General features: G+C 38.8%; 21 protein-coding genes. 1 reads left to right on the top strand and 20 read right to left on the bottom strand.

Annotation, left to right across the window (positions count from 1 at the left end; genetic code table 11):
- Positions 1–17 precede the first annotated feature (17 nt).
- The 20 genes from CEF16_RS02235 to CEF16_RS23545 form a co-directional block, all read right to left on the bottom strand.
- A complete protein-coding gene (locus CEF16_RS02235; protein WP_091587673.1) occupies positions 18–290 on the bottom strand; it encodes a hypothetical protein in 273 nt (90 codons plus the stop codon).
- Between the two features lie 2 nt (positions 291–292).
- On the bottom strand, positions 293–742 hold the full coding sequence (locus CEF16_RS02230; RefSeq protein WP_091587671.1) for a hypothetical protein: 450 nt from the start codon (positions 740–742) through the stop codon (positions 293–295).
- The gene (gene mobP2 / locus CEF16_RS02225) at positions 739–1,929 is read right to left on the bottom strand and encodes a MobP2 family relaxase (protein ID WP_170031524.1); all 1,191 of its coding nucleotides are present in this window, start codon (positions 1,927–1,929) and stop codon (positions 739–741) included. Before mobP2 ends, CEF16_RS02230 begins: the two co-directional genes overlap by 4 nt.
- A gap of 12 nt (positions 1,930–1,941) precedes the next feature.
- Positions 1,942–2,190, bottom strand: a complete 249-nt coding sequence (locus CEF16_RS02220) for a ribbon-helix-helix protein, CopG family (protein WP_091587669.1) — start codon at positions 2,188–2,190, stop codon at positions 1,942–1,944.
- A gap of 333 nt (positions 2,191–2,523) precedes the next feature.
- The gene (locus CEF16_RS02210) at positions 2,524–3,339 is read right to left on the bottom strand and encodes a hypothetical protein (RefSeq protein ID WP_091587666.1); all 816 of its coding nucleotides are present in this window, start codon (positions 3,337–3,339) and stop codon (positions 2,524–2,526) included.
- 16 nt (positions 3,340–3,355) lie between these two features.
- Positions 3,356–3,928 (bottom strand): hypothetical protein, encoded by a 573-nt coding sequence (locus CEF16_RS02205; protein ID WP_091587664.1) that lies wholly within the window; start codon positions 3,926–3,928, stop codon positions 3,356–3,358.
- A gap of 24 nt (positions 3,929–3,952) precedes the next feature.
- Positions 3,953–5,047 carry a bifunctional lytic transglycosylase/C40 family peptidase gene (locus CEF16_RS02200; RefSeq protein ID WP_091587662.1) on the bottom strand — a complete coding sequence of 365 codons (1,095 nt, stop codon included), beginning with the start codon at positions 5,045–5,047 and terminating at the stop codon, positions 3,953–3,955.
- A gap of 6 nt (positions 5,048–5,053) precedes the next feature.
- Positions 5,054–6,997 carry a VirB4 family type IV secretion system protein gene (locus tag CEF16_RS02195; protein WP_091587661.1) on the bottom strand — a complete coding sequence of 648 codons (1,944 nt, stop codon included), beginning with the start codon at positions 6,995–6,997 and terminating at the stop codon, positions 5,054–5,056.
- Complete coding sequence (locus CEF16_RS02190) at positions 6,997–7,653, bottom strand: hypothetical protein (protein WP_091587659.1); 657 nt, start codon at positions 7,651–7,653, stop codon at positions 6,997–6,999. Before CEF16_RS02190 ends, CEF16_RS02195 begins: the two co-directional genes overlap by 1 nt.
- A complete protein-coding gene (locus CEF16_RS02185) occupies positions 7,637–7,987 on the bottom strand; it encodes a DUF5592 family protein (protein WP_091587657.1) in 351 nt (116 codons plus the stop codon). Before CEF16_RS02185 ends, CEF16_RS02190 begins: the two co-directional genes overlap by 17 nt.
- 14 nt (positions 7,988–8,001) lie before the next feature.
- Complete coding sequence (locus CEF16_RS02180; RefSeq protein ID WP_091587656.1) at positions 8,002–10,368, bottom strand: pLS20_p028 family conjugation system transmembrane protein; 2,367 nt, start codon at positions 10,366–10,368, stop codon at positions 8,002–8,004.
- Between the two features lie 191 nt (positions 10,369–10,559).
- Entirely contained in the window at positions 10,560–13,052 is a 2,493-nt protein-coding gene (locus CEF16_RS02175) for a VirD4-like conjugal transfer protein, CD1115 family (protein WP_245917962.1), read from the bottom strand.
- A 57-nt stretch (positions 13,053–13,109) separates the two neighbouring features.
- Positions 13,110–14,213 (bottom strand): hypothetical protein, encoded by a 1,104-nt coding sequence (locus CEF16_RS02170; RefSeq protein ID WP_139186011.1) that lies wholly within the window; start codon positions 14,211–14,213, stop codon positions 13,110–13,112.
- Positions 14,214–14,572: 359 nt separating this feature from the next.
- Complete coding sequence (locus CEF16_RS02165; RefSeq protein ID WP_245917739.1) at positions 14,573–15,352, bottom strand: arylamine N-acetyltransferase family protein; 780 nt, start codon at positions 15,350–15,352, stop codon at positions 14,573–14,575.
- 209 nt (positions 15,353–15,561) lie between these two features.
- Positions 15,562–15,831 carry a hypothetical protein gene (locus CEF16_RS02160; protein WP_091587709.1) on the bottom strand — a complete coding sequence of 90 codons (270 nt, stop codon included), beginning with the start codon at positions 15,829–15,831 and terminating at the stop codon, positions 15,562–15,564.
- 30 nt (positions 15,832–15,861) lie between these two features.
- The gene (locus CEF16_RS02155; protein WP_091587650.1) at positions 15,862–16,092 is read right to left on the bottom strand and encodes a hypothetical protein; all 231 of its coding nucleotides are present in this window, start codon (positions 16,090–16,092) and stop codon (positions 15,862–15,864) included.
- Between the two features lie 16 nt (positions 16,093–16,108).
- Positions 16,109–16,537: a hypothetical protein gene (locus tag CEF16_RS02150; RefSeq protein ID WP_091587649.1), complete on the bottom strand. Its 429-nt coding sequence runs from the start codon at positions 16,535–16,537 to the stop codon at positions 16,109–16,111.
- Between the two features lie 355 nt (positions 16,538–16,892).
- Positions 16,893–17,129 (bottom strand): hypothetical protein, encoded by a 237-nt coding sequence (locus tag CEF16_RS02145; RefSeq protein WP_091587647.1) that lies wholly within the window; start codon positions 17,127–17,129, stop codon positions 16,893–16,895.
- Positions 17,130–17,336: 207 nt separating this feature from the next.
- Positions 17,337–18,167 (bottom strand): ATP-binding protein, encoded by an 831-nt coding sequence (locus tag CEF16_RS02140; RefSeq protein ID WP_091587645.1) that lies wholly within the window; start codon positions 18,165–18,167, stop codon positions 17,337–17,339.
- Complete coding sequence (locus tag CEF16_RS23545) at positions 18,049–18,336, bottom strand: hypothetical protein (RefSeq protein WP_139186010.1); 288 nt, start codon at positions 18,334–18,336, stop codon at positions 18,049–18,051. Before CEF16_RS23545 ends, CEF16_RS02140 begins: the two co-directional genes overlap by 119 nt.
- Positions 18,337–18,574: 238 nt before the next feature.
- Here CEF16_RS23545 and CEF16_RS02135 point away from each other — a divergent pair, with 238 nt between their 5' ends.
- The gene (locus CEF16_RS02135; protein WP_096241733.1) at positions 18,575–19,579 is read left to right on the top strand and encodes a DUF3231 family protein; all 1,005 of its coding nucleotides are present in this window, start codon (positions 18,575–18,577) and stop codon (positions 19,577–19,579) included.
- Positions 19,580–19,670: the final 91 nt, after the last annotated feature.

Below are 19,670 nucleotides of genomic sequence, written 5' to 3'. Positions count from 1 at the left end.
GGTCAACGCTCCTTTCTTTAGTCGATCATGCCCTCATCGTTTACGCCTTCATGAATATTTTCTAGCTCTTCATTTTCCATTTCCGTCATGTTCAAACGGTCATCAAAAACCACCACTTCCTTTTCCGTATCGAACAACACATACTCGACTTCTTCTTCTATCAATAACGTTTGCAAATCGCTCATTTCTTCCTCGGATAGGAGAATGTGATAATCTTTTTTACTGGTAGAAACAATCAAATCGTTTTCGCCAATTTCTTTAATAAATACATGTTCATACTTTACCGACATGTTTATTGACCTCCCTGTTTTGTATAGTAATCCGCACGCTTTTGTTGTAAATGTTTTATGCGATCTTGCACGTTTTCTTTAGCCGTTGTAACGGGCTTCGATTCCATATCATCTGTCGTTACAATGTCTGATATATTATTGTGAATCATTAATCCATTTAGTAGCTCAATAAGAATTTGTGTGTTCCGGTCTGCATTGTTAGTTCCTAGTAAAATACGTTTCACTTCTTTTTTCATTTCTTTGCTAACGGAGTCGGACACTTCTTGTATCATTTCGTTTCCTGTTTCTTGTTCATTCTCTTTCCGTTCTCTCATCTCTTTATGTTCTTGAATAATAAGATCCACTGTTCGATTCATACGACCATCAGGAAACCCTTTTTCTCTTGCATAATCCTCTATATATTCCACGGAATCACCAGATAAACGCATTCGTTTTAAAATACCTTCACTCACATGGAGTTCCCCCTTTCAATGTTTCGTTGCATTCGTTCATAGGAAGCCTGATTCTTGTAAGAATTTAATTCGGAATACACCATTCGATCCAATCCATATTTGACTTGTTGAAATGCTACATTTTTTCGTATGGTTTGATGATTCTTTTGATTATAGTTGGTTTTGTGAGTACTGCTTGATGACTGTTCAATGTCCTTCATTTTTTTATCGTACTCTCTCATTTCAGAAAGAAAGGCATTCCCCATTCGCTTATATAAATCATTGATTTTATTTTTCTTATAATCCTTGTACCTTGCTTGATTTCCTTCCCCATATGTCCGTTTTAATACTTTTTCTTCTTTATTAAGTTTTGTTTCTAATTGCTTCATTTCTTCCTTGAAGTACGTATCAATATACCTTTTGGTTAAATCATTCAGGGCAGGCTTTACATGATTAATGTTCTGGTATCCATAATTCCAATACCGTTTATTAGAAGGTAATTGATTATAGATGGAAAGAAAGTCTTTTTTAAACTTCCGATTGAATATCGTAAATGTTTTATGGTTTTTCTTCTTATTGACCATTCGATTTCTTATCAAATCATTAATTTTCTGATGCTGTTTTGAACGATCATTGATCTTATTTACAAACATAGAACGCATACCTTCTAGCGTTTTTAACTTTCGTTTTCCTCGTTGATGATCAACCGGAGATAAATCAACCGTAGCAATGTGAATATGAATATTATCCGTATTATGATGAATAGCTCCTGACCAAACCGTATTGCCATCCAGTTTATTTTTCTCTTGCATTTCCTTCATCGCTAATCGTGTGATGTTTTTCAATCGTTTTTCATCGACCTGTTTTGTTTTCGCATCATACACTCCATTCTCTTCCAACCAACGGTTATCAAAAGAAACAACATCTTGATATAAAATGCTTCCACGTTTTTGTGCTAATTTAAATACCTGCTTCATCTTTTCCTTTTTCTCCTCATCTAAATAATCATCTGTTTGGGAGAATAAGGATGTCGCTTTTTTTTCATCATCCATGTAATCATTGTACGAAGAAAAGTCACCATTACTTTTTGCTTCTTGTCGGTCTAAATAGTTCAAGTAATCATTAAAACGATGATCCCCTTTCTTTTCTGGTAAAGTGAATTGAGACTTTACAACAACTGCGGTTTTCTTTCCTAATTCAACCACCATTATTCACCTTCTTTATTCATCTAAAAGGGCATCAAATAACTCTTCATGACGTCTCAAGTGATCTCCAACCATCATCAACATTTCTGTATTTTTTTCTAGCGTTGTTTTTAATTCCGTTTCACGCTCATTTAACTCCTGCATCATGACATAATTCTCGATCATGTTTTTTAAAAAAACCTGTCTGGATTGCTTCATTTTTTTGGCCTTTTCATCGATAGTTTTTACCACCATTGGGTCTACATTTCGAATCATAATATCCATCGATAAACCTCCCCCTTTTCATTAACACACCGGATTTTGGCATGTGCAAGACTACTAGTTAGAAAGAGCATAAGGAAAAAATGATAACACTTGCGTGTTATATCCGGCAGTGCCGGATTTTTCAGTGATATCATCGTTTTATCGTTTTGTGCCATTTTTGTGCATACTTTTTATATGTTTGTGCATAGTTTGTGCCACGATTTTACCCCTTTGTGCCTCCTTTGTGCCGATTATTATTCTTAAAAATAGCCCCATATCAGCCAATTTTTGATTTATATTCGGCTGATTTTCTCTACAAAATAGGGGCATTAAAATGATAAAAACTCGACTCATTTATGACGGAGAAATGGTTGAATCTCTCTTTCTTTCTTTATAATTTTTGATGCGTTCTTTCTCTATTTTTATCTTTTCTTTGATCTCTTCTTCCTCTGAAATCACTTGCTCTTTTTCGGCTTCTAAGGAGTTTATATAATTGTCTGTTTGTAATTGTTCTTCTTCTGTTTCATACATTCTTTCATTTTTTATTTGCCGTATTTCATCGTCCATTTCTGCTACTTCGTTTTTCGATTCCTCTCTTTGATTTTCCAACATTTTTATATCTTCTTCGGATGTTTCAATAAGAGTATCCATCACATAAAATAAATAATTTTCCTGATCGATCGTGTCGATTTGTTCTCGATCTACCTCTCTCATATCGGTAAATAGTTGAGCAATTTGTTGATATTCACCCTCCTCATTTTCTTCCAAAACTTCTAATGACATTTGCACAAATTCCTGATCAATACCATCGATATTCACGACAACATATTCTTCTAATTGATAGGGAATAGTAACCTGCAATTCTCTTGCATCTGAACGTTGAATGGCTCGATATTGCAATTCTTCTGCATCAAATCGTAAGTCTTTTATGTCTAATAAGACCTGCATTTTATTTTGTCCTTTGTCATAAATCCATTCTAAAATCTCCATTTCACTTTGCCCTCTTGTGTCAATTTCTTCTTTTATAGGAGAAGCGAGAACATCAAATTCTTCTTCCATAAACAACCCTGATGATAAAAAATATGCCATCACCAAAAACACAGAAGAAGTACCAATGATGTACCATTTACTAACTCTTTTTCTCAAATTTACACGGTCTTTATTGAACATGTTCCACCCTCCCTTTCTATGTTAACTCGTCTAAATCAGTGGCCATCCAAGTATCATTTTGACGTTCAAATGTCACTTGAATGAGCACATTTGATGTTTCTTCCACATCGGTTTGTACATAGTAAATGTCATGCTTCAACTTAATAATCACATCCATTTTTTCACTACTTATGGGATCATTTTTTATGAAATATTCGTCTTCCCTGATATCTGTTTCCACTTCTCCTCCCCCGTACATTTCGGCTGAATAAAACCGATCAAAAAGTTCTTCATTCATCACTTCTTCTGCCTCATTTTTTCTCGTTTGATATTCGTCTACATTCTGAACAAAAGCTAGATGAGCAAATCGTTCAGCCTGTTCTTCTAACTGCTTAAAAATTTCCTCTCGACCGGTTAAAGATTGAAATTCTTCTTGGTGGCGAAGTCGTTCATTTTCTTGTTTTAATTCTTGGATTTGTTCGGATGGATCGAGCTCTTGACCTTCTGTAGTATCCCTTTGCTGAATGGAGAAAAACACCACTCCATTCAGCACCAATAGAACAACTAAAATAATCGTAGAAATCGATTTAAAGGCTTTAAATGTATCCATGGAAACGCCCCCTTCCTATTCTTTTTAAAGGCGTATCACACGCCCATTAAAGGCGTCCTGCCAATAGCCTTCTTCCATGTTTTCAATCGAAACACCCGTGCTGCTTTGCGCTCCGATAAACTGCCCATCACCAACAAATATGGCCACGTGTCCATCGATTTTGTAGGTATCAAAAAACACTAAATCACCAGGTTGAGCGTCACTATAGGAGACTCTTTGGCCTTTGTTTTTTAGCGTATCTGTTGTGACCGAACCTAAATCTCCAAGCTCCACTCCGACTTGTTCAAAAGACCAATGAACGAAGCTAGAGCAGTCAAATATCCCTTGTTTTTGTTCTGATCTTGAACGTCCCCCACCGAATACATAGTCAGAGTTTCCAATCCATTTCGTACCAACTTCAACCACTTCTTCCACATCCCCATCTATATCAAAAGATGGACGCATATAAGCCATCACAGCATCGACATATCCAATATCTCCATAGCAAGCTCCCGTTTCCGCACTTTCTGGTCGAATGCAAGAATAATTTCCTGTATGCTTGACCTTTTGATATTGCTTCCTTGAATATTCAATAGCCAGCTCTTTCGAATACTTTCCGTTGTTATGTTCATTCGCATAATCAATGAAGCCTGATCCAAAATTATAGGATTGTAAGGCTAGTTTTACGTCCCCGCCTGCTTGTTCTAACACTTGCGCAAAGTACTGAGTTCCCACATCAATACTGGTTTCTTTATCATCAATCGTGTTGGGTGGAAGTCCTAGTGATTCACTGGCTTGCATGACATCCTGGAGCTTTCCACCGGATTCCTGTTGCGTTTTTGCCATAAGCAAATCGACGTATTCCGGAATGCCATACTTTTCTGCATATTTTTCAAAAAGAGGCCTTAATTCTTCTACTGCTGGTGAAAGGTTTTGCGTTCCAGATGATATAAAATCATAGTCCCCTTCCATGGCATTGTCTCCTGTACTTCCGATCAACGTTTGAAAGATACCAATGATCAAAACAAAGAGAAAAGCAAGCAAACCTAGAACCAAAAACGTAATAATTTTGGCTTTTACTGTGGCTAAGCTACTTAAAAATAACCCGACTCTTGCTGCCCCTCTAACAAAAGAACTCATGTATGATCAAGCACCTCCGCCAAACAAGTCCAGTTCCTCTTGGGAGACATCCACGCTCATTTTGATGTTCTTTAAACCGGATATGGAGAGGATGACTTGCCCCTTTTGAAGAAAAGGTATTTGGCTCAATTCCGAGCTATTTAACTGCCCCGTAAATACTTCTTTTAATTTTCCTAATGACTCACTATCCTGTTCACCAATAAATTTGTATTGCGTTAAACTGAATAATTTTTTGACTTCCTCTGCTGCACTTTGTTCTGCATTATCTGGAACAAAGTCTTCAATGACGTGACTGGCAAAGAAAATACCGCCGAAATACTTTCTTGCTTCACGCATGAATCGTTGCAAATACTGGACGCCATGTTCTGAACCTTTTCTTGTATTAATGATGTGGTGTGCTTCATCAATTAAAATCAAATATCTTATGGCATCTTCAAACTTTAATCGATGCTTATTGAAAGCTCGAAATTGCGGTTGACCATTGCTCAACATGCCATCCCATAGCATGTTCATCACGTTAAACAACTGGGCCTGAAATATTTCCGGTTTTAATTCCGATAAATTTCTCAATGGAAAAGAAACAAAGTCCTCAGCATAAAAATCATCGATACTCGAATGAGTGTTAAACAAGTGAGCATAATTTTGAACGACATTCGCAATGTTTAGTTCAATGTTTTCCAATCGTTCGCGTTTGTGTACACTAATCGTTTCATCGACTTTTTGTTTTTCCACGTTTTCATAGAGTTCACTCTGTAGTAGTTTCAAAAAGTCAGAGAAAACCGGATAACGTTCAGCTTTTAAATCCGTGATTTGGTTATCGTCCGATTCTTCCTCCCATAGACCATGATGAATGTATAACTTTCTCAAAAGATTCTCGTATTCTTTAATTTCTTCATTGCTAACATCAGGATTCAGAAATCGATAGAACACACTCAGTTTGGATAAATGCTGCGTAAACGATGCTTCCTGATTAGCAACACCGTCATCATCGGTAGCAGCTTTATATACGTGAAGAGGATTAATCGATCCGTTGCTTCCATCCAGGGCAATCACTTTTCCATCGAGCATTTGTGCTAAGTCTGTAAATTCTCCCGTGATGTCCAGAATACGTATTTGATGTCCTTTTATCGCATTGTCCAGTGCTACCTTTTTCAAAAGGGTGGACTTTCCGGAACCCATCTTTCCAATTATCAAAGCATTATAGAATTTTCGTCGAGAATCCCTATGGAAAATATCAAAAATGACGTTGCCATTTGTATCGGTTGTACCGTAATGGGTGCCATACGGATCATCCAAACTTGTATAGTGAAAAGGAAATCCACCAGCCAATGAAAGGGCAGGAATCTCTACTCCTTTTCGATGATTGGGATACTTGATTTGCGAGCGATAACTCTTAAATAAACTTTCCCATTCGTATTCCTGCTCGTTCAGAAACACGCTGCCACGAAAGTTCAGAGATTCCAAATCACCCATCACTTTTTTCGCCCGAAGCTCCAATTCATCCATGGTTTTGGTAGCGATAAACAACCGTAGCACCATTCGTTTTACCACTTCCCCTTGACGAATGTCGTTGTAGACTTCTTTCAATTCCTCGTAGCTTTCGCTGGCATCTATCAAATCAGCCGTATCCTTTGCTTGAATACCCCTTGTTTTTTGTTCGGCCATGCTTTTATTGATGCTTTGAATCACATCCCTACGGTTCGGTGTACCAATATCTAAGCAAGCAATCACATTGGGCATATTCATGATCTCTTCCAACCAAAAGTCGCTCACAATGGTTTGAAAATCATAGATGTGTATAGAGGTCTCATAGCCATCACCCTTACGAATATAAGCCTCATGAAATTTGATCCCCCCTTGGGGTTGAATGGTCGATAATAAATACGGATTGTACCCTATTTCTTCAGGCGATGAAGACGGTCTTATTTTATCTAAGAGTGTGGTTAACATTATGATTCACCTCTTATGCTTCGGTTTTTTGAATTTAAATTGTGCAACTTATAGAGAATATTGATCTTTTTTTCATCGGTCAGTTTAATGATTGGACATACCGTACTCATTTGGCCGGTGATGTCACTGATCCGTGAACGTAGGGTGAATTCATCCTCTGCATAAATGAACATGTAAAATTCACGATTGGAACGTTCTTTTTCAATGAATTGAAGCTCACGTAGCTTTTGTTCTAAAAACATACGGTATTTCTCGTTTGTCGTGCGGTCCATTTTCTCCAATACAAACCGTTGCTGGCGGGAGGTATCGACCGGAAAATCGAAAGGGATGATTTTCAGGTCGTGTTGATACCACTGTAAGAAAAACGCAAAAGAGAAAATCATTTTATCCTTGTCATTTTGGTTTAACGAGTAAATATCCATCGATGTCAATTGCACAATGTCCATGTATCCGTCATTAATCGACAATTGCAAATAGCCATTACCCGTAATATCGATCACCGGGGCAATATCCGCAAAACTCGATTGCACTTTCTGTTTCATTGGCTTTTCTTTTGGGGTCGTATTGTTAGTATCAGATTCCACAAAAACAGATGTACCGTTGGAGCCTTTTTTTCCTAGTAGTCGTTTCTTCTTTTTCTCATCGAAGATCGCCATGTTCATCCTCCTTTGCTCCCCCGATTTCTTCGGTATCTTCATCATCGTCAATCACATAATCAATGGCGGTGTAGGTATCCTTTCGTCTACAAATGGCGTAGTAAACAGCTTCATAGATTCGTTTTTTTGGATTTGTGGCAGGTCTGATAATTAGCAGGCCTGCCACAATAACCATGAAAAGATAAAAGTACCATAGCAACGAATCATGAACGATGTTACTCATGACCATCGTGAATGGGATTAATCCAACCAAGATGAAGAAATCGGTCAGATATAACGCTTTGTTGATTTTTAATTCACTCGTCATATCCTTTGGGATGCGATATTGACTCATCGAATCACCTCTTTCTATTTTCGATTCAATCGCTTCTTGACGTTACGCTGGATGGCCTGACCGGTATTTTTCCCGATATTATAATGTTTTTTGGCTCCCTGAACGGTTTGATTGTTGTTCAATCGTTGAGTCACAGAATCTCGAATGACTTGCCCTGCATGGCGATCATCATGCACGACCACATTTTCCTCTTGAATCACCTCGTGATCATTGCCGCCACCACCTGAAACGTTTGTGGTGGTTTGTTGCGTTGTCGTTGTCGTCGTCGTGCTTCCCGATGAACCAGCAGAAACCGATGATGTGCTGCCTCCGATAGATGTAGTACTTCCTCCTGACGGTGTACTTGTTCCACCCGTTGAGCTTATTGTTGATGAGGTGTTTCCTCCTGAAGCGCCGCCACGGTCTACGGTTGCATTTCTTATTTCTTGGTCCGTAGTAGCCGCAATTTCATTCTCTTGCTCAATAACTTCTTTGTGCTGTCCTGATCCACTGGAAGACGCTTGTTGTCTTCCAGTTACAGATGCACCTTTTGCATTGATACTTGCAGCATTTCCGGATACAGAACTAGATGGGGAACCAGTCGTTGCACTGGATGTAGATAAACTTCCTGTTACCGTGCTACCACCTTTTGACGAATGAAAAGCGCCGAATTGGTGTTGCTCGGACACGCTTGCAACGTCACCGTCACTTTGGCGTCCTTCTACGACATTCTCAGCGCCTTCTGTTGGTTGCCCGACATTCTGTTCAGGCATTGCTGATACACTGCTTGAGGTGCTTCCTACGGCGTTTCCGGCTACCTTGCCAGCTGCACCTGCGGACGAACTAACTACGGTACTTCCAACAGCATTTACAGCTGATTTATCTGCGCCAGATACAGCACCCTTCACTTTCATTTCATCATGCAAGGATTGTGGTCTGGTTGGACCTCCCTCTTGTGTCCCAGATCCATTTCCTTTCTGGTTTTCATTTTTTTCAGTACCTTGAGCATTGGTAAGGTTTCCTTGAGCTTGGTGTGTTCTATCCCCTTGCCCTTTTCCTTGTTGATCTTGACTGTTTGCCAGTCCTTTTCCATTAACTTGTTGCGCTTGGGCTTGCTGTGCCACATTCCCTTGCTGATTATCGCCTTTACCTCTTAAGCCGGAAAGCATTCCAGCACCACCTGCACTCGCTTTTGTTGCGCCACTGGTGACTTTGCTCCCGAGTTTACCTGCAGCACTTGCTCCCTTGGTAGCCATTCCAGCAGCGCCTTTTGTCGCCACATAAGTAGCTGCAAGGGCACCCCAACCAGATTTACTTCCAGCATCAATACCAAAGATGCGCTCTACAATATTCGGTCCATCCAATAGCGCCAAACCAAAACCGATCATGGCAATTAAATATGAAATGCCACTCAATGTTTCTCCTAGCCAACTCGCCCCGATCATATAGACTTTTAGAGAAAGAAAGATCATGATCGTAACGAGGAATATATTCAAGATGTTTTGAACCACTTGTTTGGTTCTTTGGCCACTGTGCATATCCGATGCCGCAACGAACGGAGCTAACACATGGTTAAACGCCAACTCAAAGAATAAACGAGCAAGCTTAATCGCAATGGTCACCAAAACAATCGTTATAATCCCCAACGTACCAAGTAGATTGATCCAGTCCACGTCATAGCGATAGTAATACTCTTGCGTAATGTCTGTGATCCAGTTGCCATCCTGTAAATCTACGACTGTCCGTGATCCATCCCCGAGTGTTTCGATTTTTTTTTCTAAAATTTTTTTTCCATCATTTGATAGCTCCTCATCTTCGGTGATCTTACTCCCTTCGGTCAGAGGGGAAGTAATATTGATGTCACGGGCATAGGATGGGCTTAAATGATTTTTATCTTCTAAATCCGGGTTGTTCCAATCGTCCAAATCAAACACCGAAATATCGGTAATATTATTGGTGATCACATCATCGGCAAGGGAACTGGCCTCATCGTTATAATTGATCGCTTCTACGGCATCATCCGTGAATTCATTGGCTTGATCCATCCCTGCACTGAGTAAAACAATGACCATTAATGCCATAAAAACATTGGTGAAAATGGCAGAACGGTTTAATGAATCCCGATTGAATGTAAGCAAATATCCAATGAATAGGATGTTAAAAGCAAAGAGAATGACCAAAACCGGCTGCGCTGAGTCCAAAAATTCCGCGATTTCTGATTGGCTATAAAGTGCCTTTAATCCAAGCATCGTATCCGTGATGTTTTCCACTTGATCAACAATCCAAGCCATCCCTTGCACCAAGAACCAGCCAATTGTCCGAAAAATATCAATGAAAATGGTCCCCAAAGATAGGTGCTCCGCAAATTTTTCTAGTATCTCTAAAATATCTTCATCACTCACAATACCCACCCCCCTATTCGTCTAAAAATCTCTCTATGGTGGAAGACACGATCAGATCATAATCATCAACCCATATCTTGTAGTTGTTATCGTATATGTTTTTTTGGATGCGACATGTCCCGTCTTTCAAGCGTATAATCAAATCCTGGTCTTCTAAGAGATCGGCATATTGGTGAATCACATCGCTTACTTTACATTGGTAACTGCTCATCGTGTCGTTCCTCGCTTTCTTCCTGATTTCTCAATCCACTTAATTTATCTAGGACAACATTGACCGTATTGGACTTCACTTTGTTCTCCTGTTCTAGCTGCTGAATGAAGTGTTCGAAATCAACCGTTGGCATCGATAAAACCTGTTCCTCGGTCATGTCTGTTTCAGGAGCTATTTTTTCAGTGATGAAACGCAAAATATTATCATTTTCTAACACAACCCCAACTTCCAGTGCATCAAAAGATTTTTCTGTATTGTGTTCTTGCAACGGGGAAGAAGGTTCTAACGGAGTTTCCGTTTCCTCATTTTCATCTAACGCTTTTGGATCGTCCTGATGAAACTCATAACGTAATTGATTTAAAGAGAGATCGGCATGTAAACAAAGAATGTCGATTTCATTCGCAGCTTTGGAGGTATCAAAATCATCGGCTAAGTACTCAAACCGATATTTCATACGGGTTTTTTCTGTGTTATAAATCGGGTAAGCCTTGATCTTTTTTCGTTTCTGATCTTGTCGCTTGATCCCTCGGATAACCACCATTTCTCCTTCTTCCAATTGCATGAGTTCTGTAGCATTGAGTAAACGCCGTCCATCTGTCCCTTCGGTTTTATTTTTGTTGAACGAGATGGTTCCACCGGAGCGACTATGGGAAGTGATGGTTTTATCGCCTAATTTCTTGCTGATTTCTTCGGCGGTATCATTCGAAGTGGTTAAGATGTAAATCGTATTGGCACAGTTTCCATCAATGGTCTTCCAGTCTTTGTCGTATTTACGTTCCAATTGGGCGTATGCCTGAATAACGAGATTAAAACGAATGTTACGTCCTAAGCAGACCGTGACAATCGTTCCCATGTCTTGAATAGCTGGCATGTTCCCAAATTCATCTAATATGAAGATCACTTCTCGAATACATTTCCCACCCGATGTATTGCTTGCGGTACGGGCCAGTTCCGTGTACAACTGCTTAATGTATAAAGAAGCAATCACATGTAAGGACGTATCATAATCCGGCGTGATCATAAACAGGGCCGTTGGTTTCGCAAATTGTTCAAACGTTCGTAACGAAATACCGACTCTTTCTTCCTGCCGATCATTCTCCACCGTATATAAGACGGTTCCATCCTTTTCTTGAATGTCATCCACATGTAACGTTTGGGAAATATCCGTGTTTATCACTTCAATCGTCATGCGGTCTCCCTGCTTGACTGCTTCATTATGTGTAATGTGGAATAATCCGTTGGCATCCGTGCGAATGGATGTAGAACCTTTGGCAAACCGTATTCGCACTCTGGACAACGGCTTTGCCTTTCCAGCGATGACTTTTCCAAAACCAATCTTCTTCATATCAAAAGAGTTCATCGAAGTCATTTTCGCAATCGGTGTTAGCGTAAAGATATTCAGTTTGTCGAAGGCATTGGCAAAGATTCCGGCTACTGTTTGCCCAGCACCAGAAGCAAATTTCACGGTAGCGTATTGTAATTTTGCTGGATGGTTTTCAGGTAGACTATCGAAGAAACGATCAAGCCCTGTTGTTGTATCTCCGGTTACTTCATCCATATCTTTTTCGGCGGCCAGTTCATTAAGCGTCGTTGCCACGGTGTACATTGTGATTTTTTCCTTGTCGTGTGGAATATTTTTCTCACATAGACCAAGTATCAAGGCTGTACATAGGGCGCTTGCACTATCTTGCCAAAATTTATCCTTTGCGGAAGGGTCTGCGTACAACATAGTGGAAATGGTTTTGGCATATTGTTCAGCTTTTGCCATGTCTCCTTCTTCATACGCATTGATAACAATCTGTAAGATTTGATACGACATGGATTGTAACGGATTATCCAAATTCAGCACTTCCACATGGTATCCTCGGTCTTCCAACGTTTCTTTCGAAGCTGCAAACAGCTCTCCTTTAGGGTCATTCAGCACCATGGAGGCCTTCTTCTCAGCTCTGGAATAAATATCGATCATGGGAAACATCCCCATCTCCCCTTTACCTGATCGGGTGGTACCAACCCATAAGTTATTTACGGGTGAATCATCAATAAAAATTTGATCTTTGTAACGTGAAATCGGAACACCACCTCCCCCTTTATAGAAGGTTTTTTTCTCTGGTACGGATCGGTACTGCTGTTTCATTTCTTCTAACGTGGTGAAACGACTGGACCCTTTTGCGTGTTCTTCTTCCAGTTCTCGAAAATTCGTTCGTAACTTATAGAGAAGTAAACCAAATGCAACCAGCGACAACGCTCCTAGGAAATAGTAGACAAGGATCGGCAATGGATTGAAGGAAAAAAGAAACAACGTAACATCAAACACTATAGCCGACATTTCAAAGAAATTATCACTACTTAAAAGCCCCTGTATGTTGATGATCATAAAGTTCAACAAGCCGTTCACAAAAAGGAAGAACAACCCCGTACCTATGAACGCCATGGCAACGTGCGTCTTCCGTTTTTGAAGTGTTTTTTTGAGCATTTTCAAGGATTCTTCTCCCCTTCCAAAAAATAAAAGACACTTTTCTGTAAGTGTCTGTCACAAGCTCTCGAGTTTTTCTTGTCGTTCAGCTTTTTCTTCCTCCAAGGATTCAATCTCCTCCTCGTCGTCCTTATCGAGACCGTCTATTTCTTGATCTAATGCCTCTATTTCAGATTCTAACTGTACATAACGTTCGACTAGCTCTTCCAATTCGGCCGATTCACTGCGCTCCAGTTCTTCTTGCGCTCGTTCAACATTTCCTAATTTTAAGAACGCATACGACCGCATTTCACTTCGACGGTTCGTCACTTCAACATTCTCTAAGCTAACAACTGTTTCATAATCTTCATCCGCAAAAGCAAGATCAAACTCCCCTTCATTGGTCGGATACGCTTCATGATAAGCTTGCAATACATCCTCATCTTTGTGCATGGATAGAAAATCCACCACTAGCCCATGATCATCACTAAATAACGTATTCAGCGCTTCAAAATCTTCCTCATCTGCTAAATAACCAGCATAGATGTTCCGTTCATTGGTAGATAACTCGTTAGAGTTTTGTGTGCTGTAATATTCCTTTATTGGATCAGTATCGTCTAACAGAGCTTCCTCATAGTACTCAATCAATCGTTCCCTCTCATCAACCTGATTAGCAAGAGTTTGATACTCTTGATTAATCGATCCCACTTGAGTAAAAAAGAAAGCAAAGACGGCAACGGTGGTGACAGCGAATAAACCTGCTAATCCGTAAATGCAACGTCTTTGCCACTTTTTCAAATGAGAAACTTTATCTCCATCCACATTTTCCTGTTTTTCGATGTGTTCCTGAACCTTATACTGATCATCAATAAGTTCTTCCATTTCCGTAATGAAGGCTAATCGAATTTTTTCTTTCTCTTTATTCATTCGAATTTTAGGTAAGTGGTTCTTTATATGAATAAATAAGTTTGGCGCTTGTAAGGAACCGAAAACGAATGCCCCCTCATACATTTCTTCCTCAAATTCGGTATCAATCACATAAAAATAACTCTCGACTTTCTCTTCTTTTTCCCGCATTTCCATTTCCATTTCTTGTGAAAGCGCCACAGCTTCAGCAAATGGAATTCGTTCATGCTTCCGAATTTTCGGGTGCTTCCCACGGGTAAAGTTCACATACAGCACAGATTCTCCTCCTTCTTTAATAAATAAAATAGCCATAAGGAATACGGCTCTTTTAATTACAATTTGGATAGTAAATTGCTGTTTTCGGATAGTGTTCTGACGATGTCGGATAGTAAATCCTCAAGTTGGGATAGTATTTTTTAAAATAACCATATTATTTTTTGACCTTGACACTAATGTCGTGGTGGGAGCTTTTTTATGGATCAGGGTTTTATGCAGCGCAGCAAATATTATCGTTCTTTTTATCTTTTTTTCCTTCTATCGATGGTTCTTCTGTGTAAACCTGATTAAGAAAAAATAGATAAAAAAAGCACCATCTTAAATAAAGAAGGCGTTTTTTAAAAATCAAGTTTAGCTATTTATTTCAATGCTGCTATACCAAAGTGTTGTTTAGCTAATTCGTTGAATTGTTTATGATTAATTTTTTCTTTACTATATTCTCCGTTTATCCATTGGGTAAGGGAGGTATCGGTTAGAGTGATCGTTCCATTGTCGGTAAATTTAGTCATTAAAGGATTATTGTTAAAAGGAGAGGCTTCGTCTTCTATAAGAATGGTTTGTATCTCATTAAAATCTGCTACATTCTTAATAGGTCGTTTTGAATCGAACGTATATCCTATTCTCCAGTCTTTATCCTTATGTGCCAGCTTTAATTCCAAAACATAGTTTCCATGGTCGTTATCCGATTGTTTTATCCGAAATTCTCCATTAGAAGATATGATAACCTCACCATTTAACGGAACAGGTTTTAATGGTAAATTGCTTCCAAATCCAGTATCAACAAGATACGTTTGCCCATCGTGACGTAAAAGAACAGCGACATGGGTTCTCCCAAGGGTTAGCCATTCTTTCTTATCGTTATTGTAGACCACTCCACGAACTAACTCTGCGTTAAAACCATTTTCTACGAAGAAAAAATAGAGAAGTGTATTTAACTCATAACAAAGCCCCCCTTCCTGTTTGACTAGCATTTTGTCTATTACATTCTCTTTTGTGATCGAACGTGTTGTATTTTCTATGATGCGTAAATTTTCAAAAGGAATGGTTTTTGCCGTTTTCAGAAGGACATTAGGTAAATGTTGAAACGTAATGGTTTCTTCCGTAGGGATACCTATTCTGTTACGAAATAATTGGTTCATGTTTGAAACCTCCCGTTCATTTTTCACTGTTATGACAAATGTACATGAAAAAAACATGAATGATAAACATTTTGCCTTTCGTTGTGAAAATACGATGGACATGAAATGCTGCGTTATCCATGCATTTTATATAAATCCTTAGAAAATATATATGGAAAAAGCAGGCGACAATGTTAGGGTAAAAAAACTATAAGAATTTGTATAGGTTTCTAGTTAAAAGTAATATTGTCATTAATGCCTGTTGCAATACCATAGGCACCCATAACAATGATCAAACCAACGGCGCCACCTAAGAACCAGCCAATTGCTTTGGTCCGCCCTCGATCTCCACCGAACATGAGGTAGTAACCCCCAATACAAAAAGCAATCGCAGCGCCTATTAACCCTAGACGCTGCGCCCATTGGAGAATTCCTTCTCCTGTTGAGATTAAATTGTCCATCCCGTTAGCAACGCTGAAAACAACGGTAGACATCATCATGTCAAACATCCTCAACCTTGCCCCTTTCTATTAACGGATTTCTTGAAATTTTGGTTTTGTACTAGAAGTTGGTTCATTACTTTGAACGTCGTTCTTCTCCTCCTGTTTTTCTTCTTGCATATTCATGTAATCGATAAGGTTATCGTCAATATACTCTTGATGCTTTTCATGTAACCAATCGTTATATTTCATCCCTTTCGTTTCCATCATCTTCTGAGCAATTTCTTTCTTCTGCTTTCGTTCTTTCGCATTTCCTGCCATACTATTACTGACTCCTTTACTGATGGGTTTCAATAAAATGTTGCAGCTCTTGATTGTACTCATCTGTCTGGAGCACACTATTTTCTATGGGAAATTCACTAATGACCGTTCCCTCTTTCACATAAACAACTTTATCACCAGGTAAAATTAAATCAGGATCTCTACTTTCTTCGTTAAAAAATTCATGTACGTCATCATCGTATTCCTGAACATTTGTATAGATCAATTGCTCTCCTGTTCGTTCGAAGACATCCTCAATCATGGTTATATAACCTTCTTCATGAGTTTGATAATCGGTCAACATATAGGAAAAACCAGTGAAATCATCAGCATTCACCATATCTCGAAAGTCTTCATATTCATACTCTTGTAGTGTCTCACCCCCACTTCCACAAGCAGTAAAAATCCCCACTACAAGTAGTAAAAGGCATACGAATCTTTTCATATGTTCACAACCTTTGCAAAGACATTTTCTCATCTCCCTCTATCAAAAAAGTTCGATGATTGCTTTCTGGCTGGAAGCAAGAACCCTATGGAAACATGCTTACTAAAACATACGTTACGTTTTAGTAGCTTCCCAAAGCACGTCGTTTTAGGCAAGGTACGAAGAACCAGAAATAAAGAGCGTTTCACGAATGGTGGCAAGTTTTAGGAATCGAACTTAGCTAACCGTTCTATGTTGACCTCCGGCATATCGCTCAAGCACGCCAGAGGCACCCATATTCAGTTGTCAATGGTTTTCAACAGAGATGATTTTTTAATACTCTTGCTAGAATTACAACCCTTCGTCTTTTATGAACCTAAGGCAAATATAAACACAATTCATCGGAACGATTTTTACGTTTAGCAATGAGCTTTTTGTTCTTATTTTGAGCAGAACGTACCCGGTAGTATATATCTGCCACCTGAGCAATTTCACCACTGTTTCGTTCCACCGCAATGGAACCTTTCAGCTCATACCTTTCATTTTCAAATGTCTTGACGAACCTTGCCTTATAAGCTAGTTCAACCTGTGAAACTCTTTTTCTACCATTCATTGTACCACCTCAACAATGTTTAATCATATTGATCCAACCAGTTGGCATTTAATCTTTAAATTTTTTATTTGTTTTTGACTTAATTAGATTCCAACATTCACACCGCTTTCTTTAATTCGCTTTTAGCATTTGTATTAAATGTTGTTGTCGGGCTTCGTTGTATAAACGGTCGTCGGTACGGAAGAAAATAGATTGCGGTTTTAAGCATTACACCTTTCCCTCTAATCTGTGATTTAGCTGGAATCTATCGCCCTGGATTAGTACCAAATAATCCTTACACATTTCATAAATGCGAGTTGCTAATGCTTCATCAACCTCAACAAGTTGATCAATCGGCAATTCTGATGAGATTAAAACCGGCATGTGGTTCAAGTAACGATGGTTAATGACAGCGTAAGTCTGTTCGATTTGCCATTCAGTTGCACGGGGCTTTTTATCCTTGCCGGTAGGCTTGAACAAATCATCGATAAAGAGGACATCAGCTTTTTTCATGCGCTCCATTTTTTCTTCCAGCTTGTCGAAATTGTCTTTTAGGTTATTAAAACCTTCTACATAAGGGAAGTACAGTACTGGTACTTGTCTTTTTCGAATCAAATTATTTGCTATAGCTGTTAGTAAATGTGTTTTACCGACTCCTGGTTGGCCTAACAATGCAATACTATTTTGACGTTTTCCTTCAACGACTTCGAAATTCCTAAAATAACTTAAGGCACACTCATAAGCTCCCTTTATCAATTCTGGCTTTCCTTCCGTCCTAAAATTTTGGAAGCCTAGCTTTTTAAAGTCATTAGTTATTTCGCTCGAACGCAACAATCTTTGAGCTCTTCTCCACTCAATACAACTGCACTGGACCCAGACTTCCATTCCATCCCGTACGGCAATGTATCCGGTTTTGTCCTTGCATTTGGGGCAGTCATAATCACGCTCGTTTTCCTGGTTTAATCCACCCGACTTGGCCGCCCGTGATGGATCGTTCCTGACTTCCTCTGCTCTGGCTCTTAGCCTGTCCATCATTTCCTGGAAAGCTAGCTTTTCCATTGGCAGAAACACCTCTCACCTTTTTCTTTTTAAAATCACTTTCTAAACGGTCTATGTCATCTGGAGAACGCGCGCCTTTGCTGGTCCAATCCTCAATCAAATACTTCAGCCATTTGAATGTTGGAGGACCGTTTGCATTTAAGCAAGCTACTTCAATCGCTCGATACACAAAGTCATCTCAATAAAATGGGGCGAACACATATTAAAATCTTAAAAGTTTTGAAGCTTAAAAAAGTTGTTAACGCGGAACTGACGTTATAAATAAAGCCAGTAAACCACTGATTTTATTGGTTTACTGGCTTTATTCATATTCCATTAAAGCGGCCGATTACCGAAGAGTTTTTTTCAATAATCTTGGACATATAAAAAATAATATTCTGGAAACCCTTTAGTATAGAGGTGATTTTATGGACAAACAGGATTTAAAACTCACATCTTCGGAAATTGGAACATTGTGGGCAGAATATATAAATGGAACGGCGATTGAAATAGTAAATAAGTATATGCTATCCATTATAGAGGATGAAAAGATAAGAGCTGTTTTTGAGGATGCTTTACAGACTTTTGAAAAACAAAAGAAACAGATAACAACATTCCTTGAAAACGAAGGATTTCCAGTTCCAATTGGGTTTAATGAATCAGATCTTAATAAAGGAACAAAAAGATTATTTTCGGACATATTCTGTTTACACTATTTACACATTATGACACTACATGGTTTATTAGGACATATAGGATCACTTAGTTCTTCTGTAAGAGAAGATTTACGGAGTTTTTATGATTCTTGTGATAATGACGGAAAGAGGATGTATCATCATACTATTGAATTATTATTAGAAAAAGGACACTTTCAAAGAGATCCCTATTTTTATCCTGAAACAAGCCCCGAATTTATTTCAGGCCAACAATTTTTAGACGGTTTTTTTAGTGACAAACGCCCTTTAACTGCAACAGAAATGGTTACTCTTTCATTAAACGTCAAGAAAAAAATAATGGAAAAAACTCTTTCTATTGCATTTAGTCAGGTGACGCAGTCAAATGAGGTTAGAAAATTTTTAATGAATACACAAAAAACCTCTGACCAACAAATTCAGTCATTGAGTAAAATACTACATGACGATGATCTACCTGTACCCATGTCTTGGGAATCAGAAATAACAACTTCTCAAGACGCTCCCTTTTCAGACAAGCTAATGCTATATCATATTGGTTTTTTATTACAAACCGCACAAGCTTATCATGGTACAGGACTTGCGGTCGCTATGCGAACCGATCTTGCAATGAATTATGAAAAAATCATATTAAAAAACTTATTGGTTACAAAAGATTGGTTCGACTTGATGACAAAATATAAATGGTTAGAGCAGCCACCACTTGCCCCAAATCGTAAAAAGATTGCAAAAGGTAAATAACAATTTTCTTCCTACAAATGGAGCGGATGTCAATGTAACTCTACCTTTTTTATACTAAGGAAAAAATTAAAGTTAAGCAACACTAAATTGT

This window comes from Alteribacillus bidgolensis, from assembly GCF_002886255.1.
GTDB classification, from domain to species: domain Bacteria; phylum Bacillota; class Bacilli; order Bacillales; family Marinococcaceae; genus Alteribacillus; species Alteribacillus bidgolensis.
This window is presented reverse-complemented; position numbering and strand designations above follow the sequence as displayed.

Excerpts from the sequence above, each read along its gene's own strand:
- CEF16_RS02200 (WP_091587662.1), bottom strand. The coding sequence starts at position 5,047 with ATGAGTTCTTTTGTTAGAGGGGCAGCAAGAGTCGGGTTATTTTTAAGT.
- CEF16_RS02145 (WP_091587647.1), bottom strand. The coding sequence starts at position 17,129 with ATGAATGGTAGAAAAAGAGTTTCACAGGTTGAACTAGCTTATAAGGCA.
- CEF16_RS02160 (WP_091587709.1), bottom strand. The coding sequence starts at position 15,831 with ATGATGATGTCTACCGTTGTTTTCAGCGTTGCTAACGGGATGGACAAT.
- CEF16_RS02165 (WP_245917739.1), bottom strand. The coding sequence starts at position 15,352 with ATGAACCAATTATTTCGTAACAGAATAGGTATCCCTACGGAAGAAACC.
- CEF16_RS02135 (WP_096241733.1), top strand. The coding sequence starts at position 18,575 with ATGGACAAACAGGATTTAAAACTCACATCTTCGGAAATTGGAACATTG.
- CEF16_RS02150 (WP_091587649.1), bottom strand. The coding sequence starts at position 16,537 with ATGAAAAGATTCGTATGCCTTTTACTACTTGTAGTGGGGATTTTTACT.
- CEF16_RS02155 (WP_091587650.1), bottom strand. The coding sequence starts at position 16,092 with ATGGCAGGAAATGCGAAAGAACGAAAGCAGAAGAAAGAAATTGCTCAG.
- CEF16_RS02210 (WP_091587666.1), bottom strand. The coding sequence starts at position 3,339 with ATGTTCAATAAAGACCGTGTAAATTTGAGAAAAAGAGTTAGTAAATGG.
- CEF16_RS02220 (WP_091587669.1), bottom strand. The coding sequence starts at position 2,190 with ATGGATATTATGATTCGAAATGTAGACCCAATGGTGGTAAAAACTATC.
- CEF16_RS02205 (WP_091587664.1), bottom strand. The coding sequence starts at position 3,928 with ATGGATACATTTAAAGCCTTTAAATCGATTTCTACGATTATTTTAGTT.
- mobP2 (WP_170031524.1), bottom strand. The coding sequence starts at position 1,929 with ATGGTGGTTGAATTAGGAAAGAAAACCGCAGTTGTTGTAAAGTCTCAA.
- CEF16_RS02235 (WP_091587673.1), bottom strand. The coding sequence starts at position 290 with ATGTCGGTAAAGTATGAACATGTATTTATTAAAGAAATTGGCGAAAAC.
- CEF16_RS02190 (WP_091587659.1), bottom strand. The coding sequence starts at position 7,653 with ATGGCGATCTTCGATGAGAAAAAGAAGAAACGACTACTAGGAAAAAAA.
- CEF16_RS02175 (WP_245917962.1), bottom strand. The coding sequence starts at position 13,052 with ATGCTCAAAAAAACACTTCAAAAACGGAAGACGCACGTTGCCATGGCG.
- CEF16_RS02140 (WP_091587645.1), bottom strand. The coding sequence starts at position 18,167 with ATGGAAAAGCTAGCTTTCCAGGAAATGATGGACAGGCTAAGAGCCAGA.
- CEF16_RS02195 (WP_091587661.1), bottom strand. The coding sequence starts at position 6,997 with ATGTTAACCACACTCTTAGATAAAATAAGACCGTCTTCATCGCCTGAA.
- CEF16_RS02185 (WP_091587657.1), bottom strand. The coding sequence starts at position 7,987 with ATGAGTCAATATCGCATCCCAAAGGATATGACGAGTGAATTAAAAATC.